This is a genomic window from Pedobacter endophyticus, assembly GCF_015679185.1.
Lineage (GTDB): Bacteria > Bacteroidota > Bacteroidia > Sphingobacteriales > Sphingobacteriaceae > Pedobacter > Pedobacter endophyticus.
In genome coordinates, this window is sequence record NZ_CP064939.1 from 480,873 (window position 1) to 500,621 (window position 19,749).

The 19,749-nt window shown below is 39.6% G+C and carries 13 protein-coding genes; all 13 read right to left on the bottom strand.

The window, feature by feature from the left end:
• Window position 1: 1 nt before the first annotated feature.
• A complete protein-coding gene (locus IZT61_RS02100; protein ID WP_196099557.1) occupies window positions 2-2,284 on the bottom strand; it encodes a ThiF family adenylyltransferase in 2,283 nt (760 codons plus the stop codon).
• The gene (locus IZT61_RS02105; protein WP_196099558.1) at window positions 2,265-3,461 is read right to left on the bottom strand and encodes a ComEC/Rec2 family competence protein; all 1,197 of its coding nucleotides are present in this window, start codon (window positions 3,459-3,461) and stop codon (window positions 2,265-2,267) included. Before IZT61_RS02105 ends, IZT61_RS02100 begins: the two co-directional genes overlap by 20 nt.
• The gene (locus tag IZT61_RS22155; RefSeq protein ID WP_230383815.1) at window positions 3,454-3,603 is read right to left on the bottom strand and encodes an efflux RND transporter permease subunit; all 150 of its coding nucleotides are present in this window, start codon (window positions 3,601-3,603) and stop codon (window positions 3,454-3,456) included. The genes IZT61_RS02105 and IZT61_RS22155 overlap by 8 nt, the downstream gene beginning before the upstream one ends.
• Window positions 3,604-4,438: 835 nt before the next feature.
• Window positions 4,439-4,579 (bottom strand): hypothetical protein, encoded by a 141-nt coding sequence (locus IZT61_RS02110; protein ID WP_196099559.1) that lies wholly within the window; start codon window positions 4,577-4,579, stop codon window positions 4,439-4,441.
• A gap of 120 nt (window positions 4,580-4,699) precedes the next feature.
• A complete protein-coding gene (locus IZT61_RS02115) occupies window positions 4,700-5,383 on the bottom strand; it encodes a YEATS-associated helix-containing protein (protein WP_196099560.1) in 684 nt (227 codons plus the stop codon).
• A gap of 546 nt (window positions 5,384-5,929) precedes the next feature.
• A complete protein-coding gene (locus IZT61_RS02120; RefSeq protein WP_196099561.1) occupies window positions 5,930-7,195 on the bottom strand; it encodes an alpha/beta hydrolase family protein in 1,266 nt (421 codons plus the stop codon).
• Window positions 7,196-7,284: 89 nt separating this feature from the next.
• Complete coding sequence (locus IZT61_RS02125) at window positions 7,285-8,940, bottom strand: RagB/SusD family nutrient uptake outer membrane protein (protein ID WP_196099562.1); 1,656 nt, start codon at window positions 8,938-8,940, stop codon at window positions 7,285-7,287.
• A gap of 5 nt (window positions 8,941-8,945) precedes the next feature.
• Window positions 8,946-11,777, bottom strand: coding sequence for a SusC/RagA family TonB-linked outer membrane protein (locus tag IZT61_RS02130; protein WP_196099563.1), 2,832 nt, complete (start codon window positions 11,775-11,777; stop codon window positions 8,946-8,948).
• Between the two features lie 30 nt (window positions 11,778-11,807).
• Window positions 11,808-13,481, bottom strand: coding sequence for a RagB/SusD family nutrient uptake outer membrane protein (locus IZT61_RS02135; RefSeq protein ID WP_196099564.1), 1,674 nt, complete (start codon window positions 13,479-13,481; stop codon window positions 11,808-11,810).
• A gap of 11 nt (window positions 13,482-13,492) precedes the next feature.
• Window positions 13,493-16,663, bottom strand: coding sequence for a SusC/RagA family TonB-linked outer membrane protein (locus IZT61_RS02140; protein WP_196099565.1), 3,171 nt, complete (start codon window positions 16,661-16,663; stop codon window positions 13,493-13,495).
• 153 nt (window positions 16,664-16,816) lie between these two features.
• On the bottom strand, window positions 16,817-16,948 hold the full coding sequence (locus IZT61_RS22375) for a hypothetical protein (RefSeq protein ID WP_262895705.1): 132 nt from the start codon (window positions 16,946-16,948) through the stop codon (window positions 16,817-16,819).
• Window positions 16,949-17,108: 160 nt separating this feature from the next.
• Window positions 17,109-18,326, bottom strand: coding sequence for a glycoside hydrolase family protein (locus tag IZT61_RS02145; protein WP_196099566.1), 1,218 nt, complete (start codon window positions 18,324-18,326; stop codon window positions 17,109-17,111).
• A gap of 60 nt (window positions 18,327-18,386) precedes the next feature.
• Entirely contained in the window at window positions 18,387-19,577 is a 1,191-nt protein-coding gene (locus IZT61_RS02150; protein ID WP_196099567.1) for a glycoside hydrolase family 88 protein, read from the bottom strand.
• Window positions 19,578-19,749 lie beyond the last annotated feature (172 nt).

Genomic DNA, 19,749 nt, shown 5'->3' on the forward strand with positions numbered 1-19,749 from the left:
ATTAAAACACAAAAGGTAAAATTCCCGCAGGGGCAACAACCGTCAAAAACACTGGCAAGGGGGTAACAAGTCCTGAAAACTCATCCTTAAACCTGTATATACTGTTCATATCTACGCTGCTCAAACCATTGGGTCCATCTGGGTGAGAATGCCACTCCCCAATGTAACCGAGTTGACCACCGGCACCTTCGGTGACATTTTTGATTTCTTCTGGCAAGCCCGAATAGCCCCTGTAAAAACAAATACTGTTTGCTTTACTGTCAGGTGGTGCCGATATGAGGTCGGTTACATGGATAGTCTTTGTCTTGTAATTTATGATTCCAACAAATACGCCCCCGGTTTCCTTTCTTTTTGCTTTTTTGGCCTCTAACTTAATTTGCTCAAGTATCCCACTCTTGAACCTAACTGACCAGGAAGCATCATTTTTTGCCGCTATAATGTCAAATGGGTCAACATTCAGGACAGAGGTTTCAATATTGTAATCTTCATCGCCGATAATGCGATTAAGGTATACCTTGCCAGTTTGAACATCCTTGGGAATCTGCCCCTTTAGCACACCAGCAAAATAAGCGCTATGTGATGAAATCTTATCATCGGATAGAACAGTCGTTTCCGAATTGCAGCCAATACCAACCTGTACAATGAGATTACCATTTGAAGTAGCCAATTGTTCCCTGCGAAGCCAGTCAGAAATCTTCTGGTCTGTTTTATAAGTACTGTAAAGGGCTGCCTGTAAATCGTCAATCCTCGGATTCCTGTTAGCGCCTTCTTTGAGCAGGATGCCAAGATTCCCGAAATCGGAAATTCCACCGCTTGCAATTTTTAACGCCCCCATATTACTAGCGACAGTAATCTTATTGAAAAAAGCATCTGAAGCGGTAAAATCCATTGCCCATCCATAATTTTTAAAAGTTTCCTCCTTTTCAAAAACATCGTCCTTGAAGGATGGCCCGCTAATAGTTCTTACTGAGCCCATAGGATACATTTTCGTAATCTTTGCTGACAATGCAGAAGCCTTGTTATTTCCTTCATCGTCTGCAAACAACGCATGCCTAACCAGATTATGTGGAGAAATGTGGTCTGGATCGATCAAGGTAAGATTAGTTTGACCTCCCCTTGTAAAATGCATCACGACTTTAGAACCCAATGCACCACAGCCAAACACCACATTGCGCTCTTTCCACTCATTTTCATCGCCAGAAATCGCCCGTGCCTTTGCAGTGGTAAGCGGCTGGTTGTGCGATTGGATTTTCACAGGGATGTTGTTTATGATTTTTCCATCCGAGACATCGGTGGTATCAACCCAAAAACGAAAATTGACAAACTCAACAGTTGAAGAATAGCCAACAAGCGTCGAGGGTCTTTTTATTCCCAAAATCACTGGGAAATGAACAAAATAATTTGCATCGCCAGTCGCAACCATATCCTCAAACTTTGAGTGGTCAATGCCGAAATTATTACAGAACAATTTGAAGCCTTCCCAATCTTCGGGAAACTCGATCTCGTAATTTTTATAAGTTGTATCGTCACCACTCCACAGCACATACCCAAAATGGTATTGCTTTCGATCCAATGCCTTCTTATCTTTTTTCTTTTCGAGGTCTACCTCTTGGATCACTTTTAGGGCATTTGTCATTGTTACAAATTTTTGGAATTTGTAAGTGCTGGATTCACCGTCTTTGATTCTTTCAAACAGTGCAATTGAATAATGTTCACCCGGAATTAAAGCCTTGTCCTGTAGTACTGTTTCGGCAAATCGGTCGTAGTCATAAATAATAGTATCCTCATAGCCCTCCAACCTCAAAGGTTCAAACTGATCACCGTTTTCTGTCAATTCACCCGTTGCAGCATCCCTAAGCCAATTACCGATCCGGATCAGCAAATCGTTAATACGCTTATTGGCATACCATTCATTACTATCACCCCTAACGTAGCAAAACGCTGGCGGCCTACCATTTTTTGCAATATATAGGTGCGCAAGCTTATCTTTTGGAAAATCCAGACGGTCTGTTAATACAGTTGGTGAGAAAGCAGGGTAGTGCCTAAGACTGAAAGTAAAGATTACCGGCTCAGAAGGACTGATATCGATACCATCTTTATTTCCCAGGCTAGGCAATTCCACGGCAATATCTACAGGCACTGCAATCCGGTATTCATCCCATTCCTTTATGACGAACTTGTCGCCCAGAACGTTTTTTAAATATAAAAGTGAATCCTGCAATGCAGGATTCACAATCTCACCGGTAAAATCCGGTAAGCTATTACTAAACTTTTCCGCTTCCATACTTTGAAGCAGAATTAACAACTCCTAGTGCTGCACTGCCTGCGGCTCTGGCAGTACCTTCCTGCACTTTAGGCTTTATTGGTCCCTGAGTAGTAATTTCAAACACTATCGGTTGCGGCGTGTCATTTTTAACTTCATATACCGTGGTGTTCAGAAAGTTAGCGTCACCAACTTTATCCACATATTGCTTTTTGGCAGCATTATGGGGTGGATTAGGTTTAGCTTCCACAATCTTTTTACAAGAAGCGATTATTTTAGGACTAGCACCTCTTTTGTAATCCAGCACCTCTAATGAAGTTTTCTTTGGTTCTTTGTTATCCACCTGCGGACGATCATTGAAAAAAGACCAGGAACAATGGTGAGGAGAAAGGAATATATCCCAGTTCAACGCACTTTCACTTTTATCCTTGCCTGATTTCTTTGTTTCCTTTAGAATGGTATCCCATGAATAATGGTCAGAGTCCCCACCAAACATGGCAAGCGTAGAAAATGTAGCATCTTCTTTTTTCTCCTTAAAACGAGCCTGAAATACAATACTGGTAGAGTTTTTATCCTTGGTAGCAGAAGTCAAATGCTGTTTAAAAGGAGAATGCACAAAAATTGAAAACGTATCCTGATTTTTATCATTAAAGCGGCTTACTATATCTCCGGGAATTGATCTAAGGTGATCGAGGTCCTCATACTTTGAGTTGCCATCATAACCGATGATCCTGATCCTGTTCCCACGGTCATCTTTTTTCGAGTTTTTATCGCGATGCAGCTTCAATCTTCTTTCTGCTTCGGTTTGATAAGCATCTTCATCAGTATTGGTGTGTTCTTCAGCAATCATTGGCGAGAACCACATAGCCTCAACGCGGATCAAGTTGCTTTTCTTGTCGGTCGAAGTATAATCTTTTGGATTTCCCTGATAGAAATTCTTATCGAAGCCACGGCAATGGTCCCAATCTCCATGTGTCAGGATGAAAACATCAACAAAGGGAATGCCGTCAGCATCTTTTTGAAGAGATTTAAGTAGATCCTCATGAACATCAAAAAGATTCTCGTCATCATCACCTTTAGCAGATTCACGAATATTACAATCTACAAGAATTGTTGTTTTATCTGCCAGCGTAATCAATGTCATATCGCCATTGCAAACTGGATAAAATTTGATTGTGTTTTTAGTAGAATCAGCCATTAACCATCCCTCCTTTCGAAAAGTCAGCATTTTGCTGTATATACATTAAAAACGAGCCTTGTTTAAAAACAGGCAAAATGGAGGTGGGTATCCTTACCGCTCCTGATCGGTGCATCGCATCCGAATTTGTGTGGTTCTGCATAATAGTTTTAGTTTGCAAAATCTACATTTACGCCCATTCTATTTCGTGTCAGGGCAACTTACTCCGGAATCAGGTGGTTAAGATATGAATGATAATAATACTGTTACAAAGCGAATAAACTATGAATACATCAAACTTTTTTTACTTTTGCGACGTAAATAACAAAAACCGTCATATTAGCATGCCAACGGTGGTTAACCGTTTCCTGAAACTGATGACATACTTTAAAGCTTGCGTGGATCACTACTCCAGCAGGCTTTTCTTTTTTATAAAGAACAAACCATAAACAAATCCATCATAATTGTGCCACAGTTTTTTACTCCACAATAATGTCAACATGTTGACGCTTATTTAAGATTAATGTCAACATGACATGTTAAAATTCTGCCAGCTGTTCATGGTGTTCTGACAATTTTGCTGTTTTTTTTAGATTATTATACTTGAATTATATTTTTTGCTATTATTTTTAGGCGGAAATCTTCAAATTCAAAAAAATAGAGCGCATTCGAGTAATTTAAGTCATTTTGCTATAAACTTTAGAATTAGCTTTTGGTGCATTAAGTTTTGACGTATCATTTTGTCAGTTTGTGTATACTCAGAGTATGGAACGCAACATTACACCTGAATAAGCTCAGCAAATCCTTGCCGAAAAAGAGATAGTAGTTTCGCTTGAAGAAGCAGAAAAAATACTCAAAATAATGTAGGATTTTGGCGAAATAACAAGCAAACAGATTAAGAGAGAAAGAGAACTTGCTACTTCAAAAACAAAGAGGAAGCCAAAAAACACTTAATATATCTTTTTGCCTAGCAAAACTTAATACATCAACAAATAAATTCAATCCTTGGGTCTATGTTTGTGTGGCTTTAAATCAGGGTGTTTTGGCTTTGTCTCAGGTAAAACCCTTCTTCTTTTATCATCTTGTCCATTATCTTTTTTAGGCTTCGGACCAGGTTTAATTGCTTGAATTTGTTCCATAATATTAGTAATTAAAATTTTATAGTTCAAATCTAGCAATCCAATCCTCATTTAATTTACGGGTTTCCGTAACCGTGAAGTTAGGTATCTTAGGGCCCCGAAGACTTAACAATTTAATTGTTAAAATTTAACTTTATAACGAATTTGATTTTGTGAATTAAGCTTTGATTCAAGCCTCCCTTCATCCATCAACTTATCAATGATTGGCTGTATTTCAGATTTTTGTTTGTTAAGATTTTTAGCAATACCAGAAATAGATCTCCAAATATATTTTGAATCTCTAATTGAAGTTATTATTTGATCTTCTAAAGAAACTATTAGGTTAGGAGCAACATTTTCAAAATCATTGTTATTTGTGCTACTACTTTCCTGAATATCTTTTTCCGTTAATGATGCTACAACATCTTCGGCCTTTTCATTTGCCGCTTCGGCCTTATGTACTGCTTTTTTTGCATCTTCTTGTGCTTTAATTACTTTCTCGTAAAGACTTTCTAAAAATTGTTTAGATAGAACTGAAGCAAGTAAACAAAAGCCTACTAATACGAAGTAATTGGAGTTAAATAAAATGCCTCCTTGATTTGTAGAAACAGGTTTGTCTAATAAGTTACTTGATATTGTTTTCAAGAAAAGTGGTACACAAAATGAAGCTATTAGTCCAAGAACAATTGATCTTATTAATAAGTTTTCTTGATGTGGATTCTCACTTTTTTGTTTCTTCAGCATCAAATAATTACCAAATCCACCTAAAAAACCTGAGAAAAGCATAATACCAATAATTATCCAATAGTGAGCGCAATTTTCCATTACAGATAGTTTTAATTGAGTTTATGAATATAGGGGATTTTTTTATCTTGAAGATATCAACTAATGTTTATTTTCTTATTAAAAGAAAGGGCTTCAGATAAAGGAAGAGTATTTTCTTAGGTAATCTTCGGGAGTCCCGAAGATTTTTGTACCCATTGCCGGAGTCGAACCGCACAGTGATTGGTAATTTAAATTTCTTTTAATTTTTAAAGGGAATGATTATATTTACACTATAGCAATTGCAGCTAAAACGTATCGAAAAAAATGGTGAGAGATTAGGTGAGTAAAAATCAAAAATCGCATAAAATACTATTTAAACGCTGATTTTAGCACCAGGTGCAAATCCCAGCGGGATCACGAAAGGCGCAAGAGATTGCGCCTTTTCTGTTTAAAAGATATTTTAAACCACAATTCTCAAAAATTATAAGTCATTTCAAAACATCTTAAACCATACAAACTGGTGCCCTAACTGGTGCCCAATTGTAATCGGTAAGTTTGGGCACCAATCATCCCAAATCAAATTGATTTAAAGTGCAAAGAACAAGATCATCTTTTATAATTAAAGTTTGCAAATTTTATAAAGTTGGTCCAGTCGTAAACGTTCAGGTCGTGTTTGCCATCTCTAAAATGGTAACCGATGGCGGAACGAATAGTCGGACTATTGGTATCTGGAAATGATGCCGGGAGCATGGTTTTCTTTTTATACAGATCATAAACGGGTTTGGCGTTCACCAAAGAAAGGAATGAACCTCTTGGGTCCGCCCATCGATCTTCCGTTGCATTGGTCACGTAAACCGGCCTTGGAGCGATCAATCCGATGAGCATGTGCTGATCTACAGGCAAACGATCAACCTGGTTGTTGTATTTTTTATAATTGTCATTAAACCAGTGCGGAAATTGCCTGTTAATTAAACTCACTGTTTCGCCATAACGCCGACGAGCCAGCGCAGCGCCTGTGCTTCCGGAGCAACTGCTCAATACCATGGCAAAACGCTGATCTTGAGCTGCAGCCCACAATGCAGTTTTACCACCTCGGGAATGCCCCACAATGGCCACTTTATTAAAATCAATATCATTATCCGTTTGAAAATAATCCATTACCCTGCTGGCTGCCCAGGCCCAGGCACCAATGGCTTTAATCCCGTCAGGCTTCTGTATCTCTTCAGGAAATATTTTTTCTAATAAACCTTGTCGATAGCTGTCTTTCCGGTCTGGAGTTACATCGGCGTTGTGAAATGCAGCAATGGCATATCCACTATCAATGATCATTTCTGCAGGCCAGAACGTACTTTTTTCCACTCGAGTGGGATCGGTATTTTTTTTACTCCGATTGTTGATAAGTAAGAATGCAGGCGCTGGTTTCGTTCGGTTTTTGGGAATAAAGAGTACAAGCGGGAAGCTTAAAAAATTTCCTTTCCGCCATACCGTAATCTGGATTTCTTTTAAAAGTGCCTTTCCGTTCATTGCATTCGAATCAATATTGGAAATCATAAACTTCAGGCTATCTAAACGTGGAGGCATTTTTCCATAAATATTTTCTTCGAAAAGGGATAATATTTCAGGTCTACGCTTTGCTTCCCAGTTTTTACGACTCGTGATTTTTTTTCCATTGCCGGTCTTTAAAACATCCGGAAGTGTATATGCAGGCACAGCCTCCTCATCATAATTTACTGTTTCGCCCATAAATTTATCTGTTTTTTGCGCCTGCGATTTTGCTGACATTAACAGAAATAAATGCAGTAAGAAAAGTACTTTGACTTTTTGCTTTGTATGCCTGAATACTGCCTTATGGATAGATTGTATTTTATTCATTTTGAATCTCAAAAAAATGAAGCTGCGTATCGGATATGAATAGCGACTACAAATGTTGATTTCATCTTTACATTTGTAGCCGCAATAATTTAATAACCGGGATTTTGAACAAGGTTACTGGCTTTGTTCAATTCGCTTTGCTGAAACGGATACCAATAATTTTTGCTTGTAAATACCCTGTTTTCAATTACAAAGGGTGTGTAGGTTAATGCGTTTCCAGTTTTGGAGATTTTCATTCCTTTAACTTCACCGTTAAAGTATTTTTCTCCTTCTTTCCAACGACGAACATCAAAAAAGCGTTGCTCTTCGAAACAAAACTCGACTCTTCTTTCATTTTTAATTCGTTCACGCATTTGAGATTGTGTTAATCCTGATAGCGAAGGCATGCCCGCACGATTCCTAACCGCATTAATGGCATTATAAACGTCTGCATTAGGTCCTGAGAATTCATTTGATGCCTCTGCAAACATTAGCAACACTTCAGCATATCGAAAAAGCACCCACGGCCTGCGTACACTGGTTGTACCGGTAATGTTGTATGTCGAATTTCCGCTTAAAAATTTTCTTAAGTAATAGCCAGATTTGGTGTTATTGATATTAGACGGCACATTATCGCGGCCACCTTCGTAAGTTTCTACGGCACGACTTAAACTTCCTGTTTTAAAGGTTGCTCCGTTGTAAACAATAAATTGATTTAAACGGGGATCTCTACCAGTGTACGGATTTTGCGGATCATAACCAGATGTAGGGTCGGTGATCGGCTTACCATTTGTCATTTCGAAAGCATCAACTAAATTCTGTGTCGGGTTGGTTCTTCCTAATCCACCTGTAAAGCTAATTGGTGCATTATTAGATTCAATAGCATTGGTATTACTGGCAGGCGTTGCGAATATCACTTCATTATTGTAGGTTGTTGCAGTGGCTGTGTAATCCCATAAACCTTGGAATAAAGCATTACTCAGCAAGCTATGCTTGTTTAAATCAATCAGATCCTTTGCCGCTTTCGCAGCATTTTGCCACCGCTCTAAATTATTGCCTGTATTGTACAGGGGGCTTGCATACACCAAAAGCGTTTTCGCTTTTAATGCCATTCCTGCGGCCTTTGTTGCTCGTCCGTAATTCGCAGCATCCCAATCTTTGGTGGAAGCGGCCGGAATTTGGTTAATTGCAGAATCACAATCTTTTACAATTTGCTGTACTACTTCATCAGGAGTATTTCTTGGAATGTTAAGGTTTTCGGTTGGAGAAAATGAACGTGTTGCCAAAACCACACCGCCATATCTTTTAAAAAGCTCGTAATGAAATAGCCCGCGAAGGAAGAAAGCTTCCCCTCTTAATCCACGCAAATCACTTGCCGGAAAAATAACCGCCGTTGGCGATCTCTCTAGAAACGTATTCACCACCCACAAACCGTTATAGAGGTTGGTATATTGTTCATCAAAGGTTCTGGAACTGCTCCAGTTACCATTGTTAAAAATATTGATGTTACTGTTCAGGTTTGAATTAACTGCCTCATCGCTTCCGCTCGCCATTAATGCGCCGGAACCATCAACATTATACCTTGCCAGCATATAATTATAGCCATTATTCAGGTATTCTCTTACTCTTCGGTCGGTATTCCAGATTGCCTCTTCAATTACAGGTCCTTCACTATATGATGGCGTAAAGAAATCCTTTTTACAAGCGCTAAAACAGATTAGCAAAAAGCCAAAAAGGATTTGTGCACAAAATAATTTTGTCTTCATCTCAATTAAAATTTAATATTAATACCTATTGCGAATGTTTTAACGTAAGGATAAGAAGAGAAACGACCTGCATTTGGTGTTTCAGGATCTATACCCAATTTGTTAAGTGATGAAATGGCAAACAGATTGTTACCGCTAACAAATATTCGGGCTCCTGCAAAACGCAACCTTTGATTAAGTCGTTCTGGTGTAGAATAGCCAAATTCTGCAGATCTCAATTTTATAAAATCTCCAGAACGTAACCAAAAAGTAGAATTAGCTGTATTGTTCCCATTATCGGTAATGCCAATACGCGGATATTGTGCCGTTGCTGCATTAGCAGGTGTCCAGCTTTCCAAACGCAATTGATTTAATCCATTAGGACCGGCGTATACAATGTCAGAAACATCGACCGTTCTACCTTCAATTCCCTGAAACTGTGCTCCTAAATCAAACTGTTTGTATCTGATGTTAAGCCCAAATCCATAGTACATTTTTGGGATATCGGTATAATCGCCAGCGACAGCATCATTGGCATCAATGATATTATCGTTATTCATGTCTTTATATTTGATATCGCCGGGAACAACTAAGCTGGCCAAGGTTTGCTTCGGACTGGCGTTAATTTCAGCCTGATTTTGAAAAATACCCTCCGCTATATAGTAATTTCCACCCCCAATGTAGCGCCCAATGGTTGATTGATTAGGCAAAGTATTTTCTGTTCTTTCGAGGATAATATTTTTGGCATAAGTAAAATTAGCATTGGCGCTCAATAAAACATCACCAATTTTTTTATTAAAGGTTCCGCTTAAATCAAACCCTTTGCTGCTTACTTTACCCGAATTTACCTGAGCAATGGCAATCCCTACGATACCTGGTAAATTAGGCGGCCCTAATATGTCTGTACGTTCTTCATTAAAATAATCAACTGAAAACGAAAAAGCGCCTTTGAAGAAATCAACATCTGTTCCGATGTTCAAACGATCAACCTTCTCCCAGGTGGTTAACAGATTTCCTGCCGGACTTACCAAACGTGCTGTTGTTGAAGTTGAAAAGGTGGAGCCTAAAAACGGACCGGCATCTCTGGTGAATAAGGTACGATAAGGAAGCCTTACAATGTTGCCACCGGTGTCATAAGTGGGGCCGATATTGCCTGATCTGCCATATGAAGCGCGTAACTTCCAGAAACTGATAAGCTCAGAATCTTTCAAAAAATCTTCTTTTGAAAGCAACCAACCGGCTGATACTGCGGGGAAGAAACCAAACCGACGATCAGGTGCATAGTTTTCCGAACCAGAATAGCTTCCTGTAAATCCAAGCATGTACCGTTGCATGAAGCTATAGTCGAGCCTGCCTACTAACATCCGTGAACGATAATCAATTCTATCCACCGCGGAACTTACATATTGCTGTGCTTTTACGCTGGCATTCACCTGATGTTCGCCAAAACTGCGTTTGTAATCCAAACCAAACCAAAGTTCATTATTCTTGGTATTGGTTTGAAAAGCTGCTGTACGATAAGCAATTACCGCAGGCGTACGATACGTTTGGGCCGGTGTTACTGTTTGATTAAATACCGCATAATTTTCTGTTAAACCATCGCCATAATTGCCATAACCGTCGTAAGAGAAGAATAAATTAGCAGATAAACCTTTGGTAATAAAATCAAGCTTTTGATCGGCCATGATACTGGCTAATAAAATATTGGTAGTGGTTCTGGAAAAACCAGTGGCCTGTAACTGACCTAAAGGATTGTTTTGAAAAAGTGAGGTACCACCATAAGTGCCATCGGCATTTAAAATGGGAAATGCGTTTGGCGGCAGGTTGTATAAATTATTTAGAACCGTACTTGTTCCATCGCCTACGTCGTTTCTCACCTCACTTCTTACACCAGCTAATAAAGAGAGCGTTAATGTTTTAGTTACATCATAATCTAAATTAATTCTGAAATTGTAGCGCTTATAACCATAGTTTGAATTGTAATTTGGAGTTTCTGTTTCCCTAAAAAGACCTTGCTGATTGAGGTAACTTACCGCACTAAAATAACGTACCCTTTTGTTACCGCCACTAAACGTTATGGCATAACGTTGTGTAGGCGCTTGTTTTTTAATAAATCTCTCGACGTAATTATTATCAGGATACAAATAAGGGTCAGTGTGATTTTTGTATCCATCCAAAGCTGGAGCGTTGTATGCAGGAGTCTGACCAACATTGGTTAAACCCTGGTTATAAAGTGTGGCGAAATCATAAGAATTTAATGGTTTAATGATGTTACTGGCAGATTGAAAGCCACCTTGAGCATCTAAAGTTATAAAATTCTGGCCTATTTTTCCACGTTTAGTGGTTACTAAAATGGCTCCATTGCCGCCATTTAACCCATAATAATTTAAAGCAGCAGCATCTTTCAATACGGTCACACTCTCAATCTCTGTAATATCCATATCTTCAAAGTCACGCTCTATACCATCCACTAAGAAGGTTGGTGTAGATCCTTGTGCGTAGGATGATCTTCCGCGAATCTGGTAGGATACATTCCCCCCTCCCGGCTGATTACCAGTCCACCTGAAGAGAAAACCACTTAATCTGCCAGCGAGCAGGCCCGATAAGTTACTGATCGGAACCTGTGTAAGCTGGGTAGAACGTAAAGCGCTTACCGCATAATTCAATTCTTCTCTGCTTCTTGTTCCGAAAGGAATTTCAATCAGTGTATTTGTTGAATCTGGCTGAGCAACGCGGTTTACATTCGCATTGCTATTTTTTGTTGTATCAGTTTGATTAGTGCTTTGAGCCGAAGCAGTGACGCCGATAGCGCATACCGTAACCCAAAGCAAGCCCAAACTTTTAATATATTTAGTCATTTCGTGTCGTTTAAATTATGTAACTGATCATTACCAACCTGGATTTTGCTTTAAAGCCCCACTGGTTTTATTCATTTCAGAACGCGGTATCGGATACAGATACATTTGATCATTAAATACCTTACTAAAAGCAGGTAACTCTACTACACTGTAGGTAAAAGTTCCATTTGCATTTTTAATCACTTTCATACCTTTCATGGGCTGAGCCACAATTTCAGCGCCCTTTTTCCATCGCAGAATGTCCCACCATCTCATATCTTCAAAAGCAAATTCAACAGCTCTTTCGTTCCTGATCCGGTCACGCATCTGCGCTTGTGTTAAGCCAACGGGTAAAGCAGGCATTTTGGCTCTTAAACGAATTGCATTTACAGCATTATAAACATCTCCTGTCGGACCACTTTCTTCATTTAAAGCTTCGGCGTAATTTAACAGCACCTCTGCATATCTATAAAAAACATAATTTAACAAAGCTGATGCGTTTGAACCAGAGCGTGAAGTTTCGGGCCAAAGTCGCTTTAAATAATAGCTGGTTTTAGTAATAGAAGTTGCAGAACTGATATCAGTGCCATAGGTAACAATGCCTTGTGCATTTGGTTCAGTTTGCCAGGTTTGTACTGGTCTTCCCTGCCAGGTTACGTTATTATATAAAATATTGACATAAAAGCGGGGATCTCTGTTTACATAGGGGTTTTGTGGATTATAGCCAGATGTAGGGTCAGTAATTGGTTTTCCATTCGCCATTTCATATAAATCCACATGGTTTTGAAGTGGCGAAAGGTTAGATTGTGCTCCGCCATAACTGGTAGGAATTAAAAAATCGCTCAGGTAAGTGCCAATGAAGCCTCTTCCGCCTCTTGGCCAAATTCTGATGTATTCGCTGGAGTTGGCTACGGTAAGCACATTTGCATAATTAGCTTCCAGCGAAAACTTATTTAAATCTATAATGGCTTTTGATGCAGCTGAGGCTTTTTTCCATTTACTCACATCGCCATCAGGATTATTAAGCGGACTGGCATCAAACAATAAAGCCCTTGCTTTTAACGCCATTGCTGCTGCGCCGGTAGCCCGATTAGATTGCGCCGCCGAATTAGGCCAATCGGAATTTGTGAGCGGCAGAAGTTTGATCGATTCTTCAATATCCTTTAGTATCAAGGCAAGTGTTTCGTCGTAGCTGGCTCTGCTTAAGTCGGTCGATGCTTCTGTAAAATCCTGTGCTTCTGTTAACAGCACTACTCCACCAAAACGTCTCAATAACTCAAAATAAAAATACGCTCTTAAATATAATTGCTCTCCTTTAATATAATTAGGATTATACAACTCAGTCCATGGGGTTTTGCCCATATTGGAAAGCATTAAATTTGCATTGCGGATACCTCTGTACATTTGCGAATAAATACCGGTCACATCAGATGCTCCTGGATCAAGAAACTGGCCGGTATTCATCGCTGCAACCTCAATCTGGCCATTGTTGGCAATAGATTCATCAGTAAACTGAGATGTCATTCCTTTATATCCGCTTAAGCGGCCATAATCTGTTATAGAGAGCGTGTAGGTAAAATCTCCAAATCTGGAAGCCAGCAACGGGTCTTTAAAAACCTCTTCCAAATCACTTTGAATGCCTACATCTCTTTGCAGGAAATCTTTTTTGCAGGAGTAGCTGGCTGTTATGGTAATCAATAACAAAAGACTTATGATTTTTTTCATGATTTCGTTAATTAAAATGATAAATTGAGACCAAGGTTAACCACTTTAGTAGTAGGAATAGTTGTAATTGATGAAGCATAGGCATTTCCTGACAAACTATTTTCCGGATCGATGCCGTAAAAGTTGGTCCAGGTTTTTAGATTTTGCCCGCTTACAAAAACGGTTAAGCTATTCACTTTTAACCGGGAAAGCCATTGCCTGGGTAAAGTGTAGCTGAGCTGCACATTTCTAAGCTTAATGTATGAGGCATCCTGAAGGGTAAAATCATTCAAACTTTCGTTTGGATTTGCGTTTAATCCCGGGCGAATGACAGGCCAGCTGGCATCGGTGTTGGTAGGGCTCCACCGGTCTAACATCGGTACATAAAACTGATTGGTGCCTCCGCTCTGGAAAACCACATTTGAACTTACATTGGTTACGCCATTAAATAATACCGCTAACTGAAATCCTTTATATCCCAATTGCAGATTTAAACTGGCGTTATACTCCGGAATGTTTGGATGGCCAATTGCCATGACATCCTGATTGTTAATAATACCGTCGCCATTGATATCCTGATATTTAAAATCGCCGGGAATAGATGGGTAAGCGGTAATTTTATTTTTAGGGCTGCTATCAATGTCTTTCTGATCAGCATAGAAGCCCAGCACATGGTAGCCAAAAAAAGTTCCGATTGGTTTTCCGGAAGCCCTTAAATTTTCAGCCAGTCCAGGTGCTTCGTCCAACACTCTTCTCTCGTTACGGGCAAAACTTAAGTTTCCGGTAATGGCGTAAGTAAAGTCTTTCACCTTATCTCTATAGGTAACCGAAAGTTCATAACCATGATTGTAATTTACACCGTAATTTGTACTTGGAACTGTTGCCCCATAAGTGGCAAAGCTTGTGGCAGAACGCGTAGATAGGATATCAGAACGTTTATCATCAAACAAATCGGCAGTAATATTCAGCTTATCTTTAAAAAAAGCTAAATCAAGACCTAAATTCCGCTTGGTAGAAATTTCAAAAGTAATGAAAGGGTTTCCGTATTGCGACTGGATATAGGTAGGTGCACTAAAATTACTGTTAGGATTACCAAAAACAGCGTTTCCACCTGCTCCGAACCGGTTTTGGTAGTAAAAACGACTGGTGCCCGGACTGGGTATCCCCACCCGTCCGATTGATCCGCGAATTTTGAACATGCTCATCCAGGATAGCTTTTTCATGAACTCCTCATTTGCTAAATTGTAGCCTACCGTTGCCGCAGGAAACAAACCGTACCGATAACCTTTGGCATAGTTTTCAGAGCCATTATATGTGGCACTTGCCGTTACAAAGTATTTATTTGCGTAATTATAGGTGGCCTCTGATATTACACCTTGATTAGCATAAGGCGCTGCCGCTGCTGCAGAGCCCTGCAATTCTCGCTGGCCGATTAAATTTGCACTTAAATTATGCTTGCCAAATGTTCTGCCATAGGTTAAAAACAACTGTAAATTGGTTTTGGTAAATCCACTTCTTGAGTAGGCCGGTGCACCAAAAAAGTCGTTGTAAGTTCCTCCTACCGGTGTAAGCGCTAACGTTGTACGGTTCAACTCCAAATATCCGGTGCTTCCTCTTTGCAGCTTTCCGGAAAGTTGCGTGGCATCGTAACCAAATTGCGCTTTAAAGCTTAAACCTTTGGTTACAAAATCAAGATTCTGCCTGAGTGTAAAAATTGATTCTGCAACGTTATTATCAGTGAAAGCATAACCACCATAGGTAAGTAATGCGTAAGGATTGACGGAGTTAACGCCACCCAAACCATAATTTACCAGGTGATTGTAATTACCATCCAATGCGATAATTTTTGGATCATCAGAATTAATATATTCCTTAAAGAAAGGCGCTGCCCAGGTTGGCATTTTTAAAGCCCTGCCCACCAGGCCCTCAATACCATTGCTTACCACCCCTGCCGGATCATTGTACTCACTCATCCCGGCCGGACTGTAGCGATGTTCGTTTCTACCAGCCAAATTCACTTCAAAGTTGGTCGTTTTAGTCAGATCGATACTTACACGAGCCCTAAAATTGTAACGGCTGTAACTTGGCGAGGTCGAATAATCCAGTGGTGTTTTAAATTCTTTGAAGTTACCTTCCTCATTCAAATGACTGAAAGATGTAAAGTATTTTACTTTTTCGCTACCACCAGAAACTGTAACATTCTGTTGGTTTTGCATCCAGTTTTTCTTTACCAGTTCATTGTACCACATCACGTTAGGATATAGCAAAGGGTTTCCGGTACCTGATTTAAATATGGCTAAATCGTCATCTGTAAATGTTCTCGGATCGCCTACATTAATTTGTCCCTCGGTTAGCAATAATGCACTTTCATAGGCATCTAAAATTTCCGGACGAGATGTTGGACTAACAAACCCCAGGTTACTGGAAAGTGTAACTCTGGCAGGTCCTTCAATGCCCCGCTTGGTGGTGACAACAAACACACCATTGGCACCTTTCAAACCATATAATGCTGTAGAAGAGGCATCTTTTAATACGTTAATACTTTCAATTTCATTGGCATCGATATCACTAAACGAAGTTCTTTCCACCCCATCAACAATGATCAAAGCTGTTGCTGTTGGCGAAACCTGCCCGCGAATGTATAGCGCTGCAGAGTTAATTCCCGGACGACCAGAGGTTTGCTGAACGACTAATCCCGGTACGCGACCAGCCAATGCATTATTAACGTTTGTTACGGGAGATTTAAGTAAATCCTGACCCGATACCGTGCTAATTGCCGCCGTTACAGCAGATCTTCTTTGTGTTGAATAGCCGTTAACCACTACTTCACTTAAGGCACTACTGGTAGCAGGCAAAATTACATTGATAGCGGTGGAACTGCCCACTACTACTTCCTTACTTTCAGAGCCGATGAAGGAAAACACAAGGATTTGACCCTGGTTAGCGTTAATTTTAAATTTTCCATCCACATCGGTTTGAACGCCAATAGTTGTACCCTTAATTTTAACACTTGCTCCGGGTATCGGAAGATTTTTCTCGTCTTTTACTGTACCAACAATTTCCTTAAATCGTTTGGTTTCTGGCTTAGCGTTGTTATTGAGCGTTATTTCGATTGGCTTGGCATAAAGTGAATTTATACTGCCCCAGGATAAAATAACAACTAATAACCAACCCGCAGATTTGGTATGTAGCTTTTTTATCATCTAGTTTTATATATGGTTAGCAATTTATCTTAAAATGAATCACCTGTGAAGATGTTTAAATACTCATTTTGTTATCTGATTAATATTAAAGTGCTGGTTAAAAAATAAGGCGTCCCCTAAATTGTTAACAGCATTTTAATAATCGAATCCGGCTTATTTTCTTCCGCCCGCAATCAGGCAAAAGACTGCAGGGTGATTAAAAAATGGAGCGTAGCTTTTCTTTATTTTTGCTGTGTTTAGCGGTGCATCGGCAAATGCCGACTGTGGTAGGTAATTAGTTTTCATATTTGGTTAGGGTTTATTGATTTCGTTATTACAAATCTATAGCAGATCAGCACCTTCTAGGGTTCACTTTTGTACGAAAATGGTTTGCTTTTGTACAGAACAGCAATTAAAAGCACTTTTTGATCTTTACATTTCAAAAAAGCCCTTTTTTTGAAAGCTTTTATTTCCTGATATTTTTCACATTATCGATCGCTACACTTTCGCTTGGCGTAACATTTATCGGAGCACCCTCACCGGTATAAAAGATATCTCTAAAACCAGCATCTGAAATTCCTTTGGCTTGTATTTGAAAATTACTCACCAGATTTCTCACGAATAAACCTTTGATGTTCTCTGCAAATTCAACTTCCAATCCTTTTTTGGATAACGGACTGATGATCATATTTTCGATGAAGACATTGCTGATTCTTAGTTTACCTACAGGCATAATACGAATAGCACGATGGGATAGCGAGTAGAAATCCTGCCAGTTTTGAAGGTAGATGTTAGCAATATTATCTTTATCTCCGGTGTAGACGGAGCCACTTACCACATTTACATTTTCGTTGCCTGCCGGCACACCGGTGTCTGTTAAGCCTATATTGATAAAATCGTCGCCACTTTTTCCTCTGATATTAGAGATGATGATGTTCTTACAACCAAAACGCACTCCCATCCCATCCTGATTAAGGATTTGCTGCGCCGTTCCGTTTATATTTACGGCCTGCCTAACATCAAAAGTGATATTTTTCACAACACCATTGGTACTGCGTTCTAAAACCAAACCATGCCCGTGATAATCTTTTAACGTGATGCCGCTAATTTCAAATCCATCTACGTGTGCAAATATAATGGCATGGTTCCTCCAGCCGCCTTTCTGGTTTTCGTTGGGTTTGTCGGCATCGGTACCAAAAGATTCGCTGAAACCATTTGGATTGAGCGATAATGTTTTGTTGTGATCTCCCGTAGAACGTGGATGATCTGCACCTTCGAGCAATACATTCCCTACGCCTATTACCCTTATGTTATTTAAAGATGCTACAGCCGTTATTCCCAAACCCGAATTTGCAGAACGGATAAAGTTATCTCTGCATCGATCTGAGAGTTTGATTTTACAGTTGTTAAGTTCCAATTCGAAATCAGACGGCAATAAAATAGCCTCATCTATCAACCAGACATCCGTTTTTGTAACCACATCATACCTGGGGATTACAACTTTGCCTGTGGTTTTCTTCGCTTCGTTTATGGCCTTTTGTATGCGTGCTGATTGTGTCCCCGTTTTATAATGGTTCGGAGTGATAGCAATATCTTCCGTTTTGTGGTTTTGTTTGGCTGATAAAAAATTGATGCTGCATAATAAAATACAGCCTGTGAATAATGCTTTCCTGAAGATCGCCATTGCAATGAATTTATAGAGATTTTGAATTGAATACGCAAGATTACTTGTTTTTACTGTATTTTAAAGCCTTTTTTTCAGTCTTGTTAATGCTTCCAGATAATAGTAATCTGCATAGGTTAATGGCGCATCAACTTCGGCCTTGAAAGGAAAAGCTCCGGTGCTGTGTTTCAAGATGAAATTGCCGTTTTCGCCTGGCTTAGCGGTGTATTCATCAGATGCCAGGGTTCTAATCTGGGTATCTACCACTTTCATATATTTCTTCTTCAGATCCGCATCTACAAAATCGCTCAGTTCAATTAATGCCGAAGCCATCACCGTTGCCGCAGAAGCATCGCGGGTGGTATTTGGAATTTGCGGTGCATTGTAATCCCAGTAAGGAATAAAATCCTTTGGCATCTGAGGATGATTGATTAAGAAATTGGCAATGTTTTTAGCTTGTTCCAGATAACGTTGATCCTTAGTTTCGCGATATAAGTAAGTGTAACCGTACAAACCCCATGATTGTCCTCGGCTCCAGGCAGAATCATCTGCGGCACCCTGGTGTGTTTGTTTTTTATGCGGCAGGCCCGTTTTCTTATCGTAAGAAACTACGTGGTAAGAGCTGTGATCCGGACGAAAATGATGAATCATCGTTTTATCTGCATGTGAAACTGCGATTTTTCGAAAGCTATCGTCCCCGGAATATTTAGCTGCCCACAACATCAGCTCCAGGTTCATGAGGTTATCAATAATTACCGGATACTGCCAAATTGCGGTGTTATGATCCCACGAACGGATTAATCCCACTTTAGGATCAAAACGGGTAGCCAAGGATTTTGCACCAGTTAATAATACTTCCTTGTAATGTTCTTCGCCGGTTATGCGCAAACCGTTGCCGAAACTACAGTAAAGCATAAAGCCAACATCATGGTTATCGGTGGTGTATTTTTCCCGTTCTACCCTATCTGTAAATAATTTAGCGTACTTAAGCAATTCGGTATTTTTATTGTTTTCGTACAAATACCAGAGCGAACCGGGGAAAAACCCACTGCACCACCATCGGGAGTCTGATGAAGTATCTTTACCTCCTTCAAAAGATTTAGGCAACCTGCCCGGCTGGTTTTCATACTTTCTGGCCATCAACAGGCTTTGTTGCTCCGCATTTCTAAAAGCTTTATCGATTACATTTTTAAGCGACTGCGCCCTGACCTGACCAACACTAATTAAAGCTATTAGCAATAGCAATGAGATGTGTGTTACTTTTGTGTTCATTGATTTTAGGTTTGAATATTTGGTATGCTCAAAACTAAAAAAACACTCAATCAGGAAGGTTTACTTTTGTACAGAAATGGTTCGCTTTTGTACTTTAACAAGGAATTTTTGAGGTTTTGGTACCTCTGGAAGTTTCACCTCCCCTGCAACAAGAACGTCATCCCAGATTTAT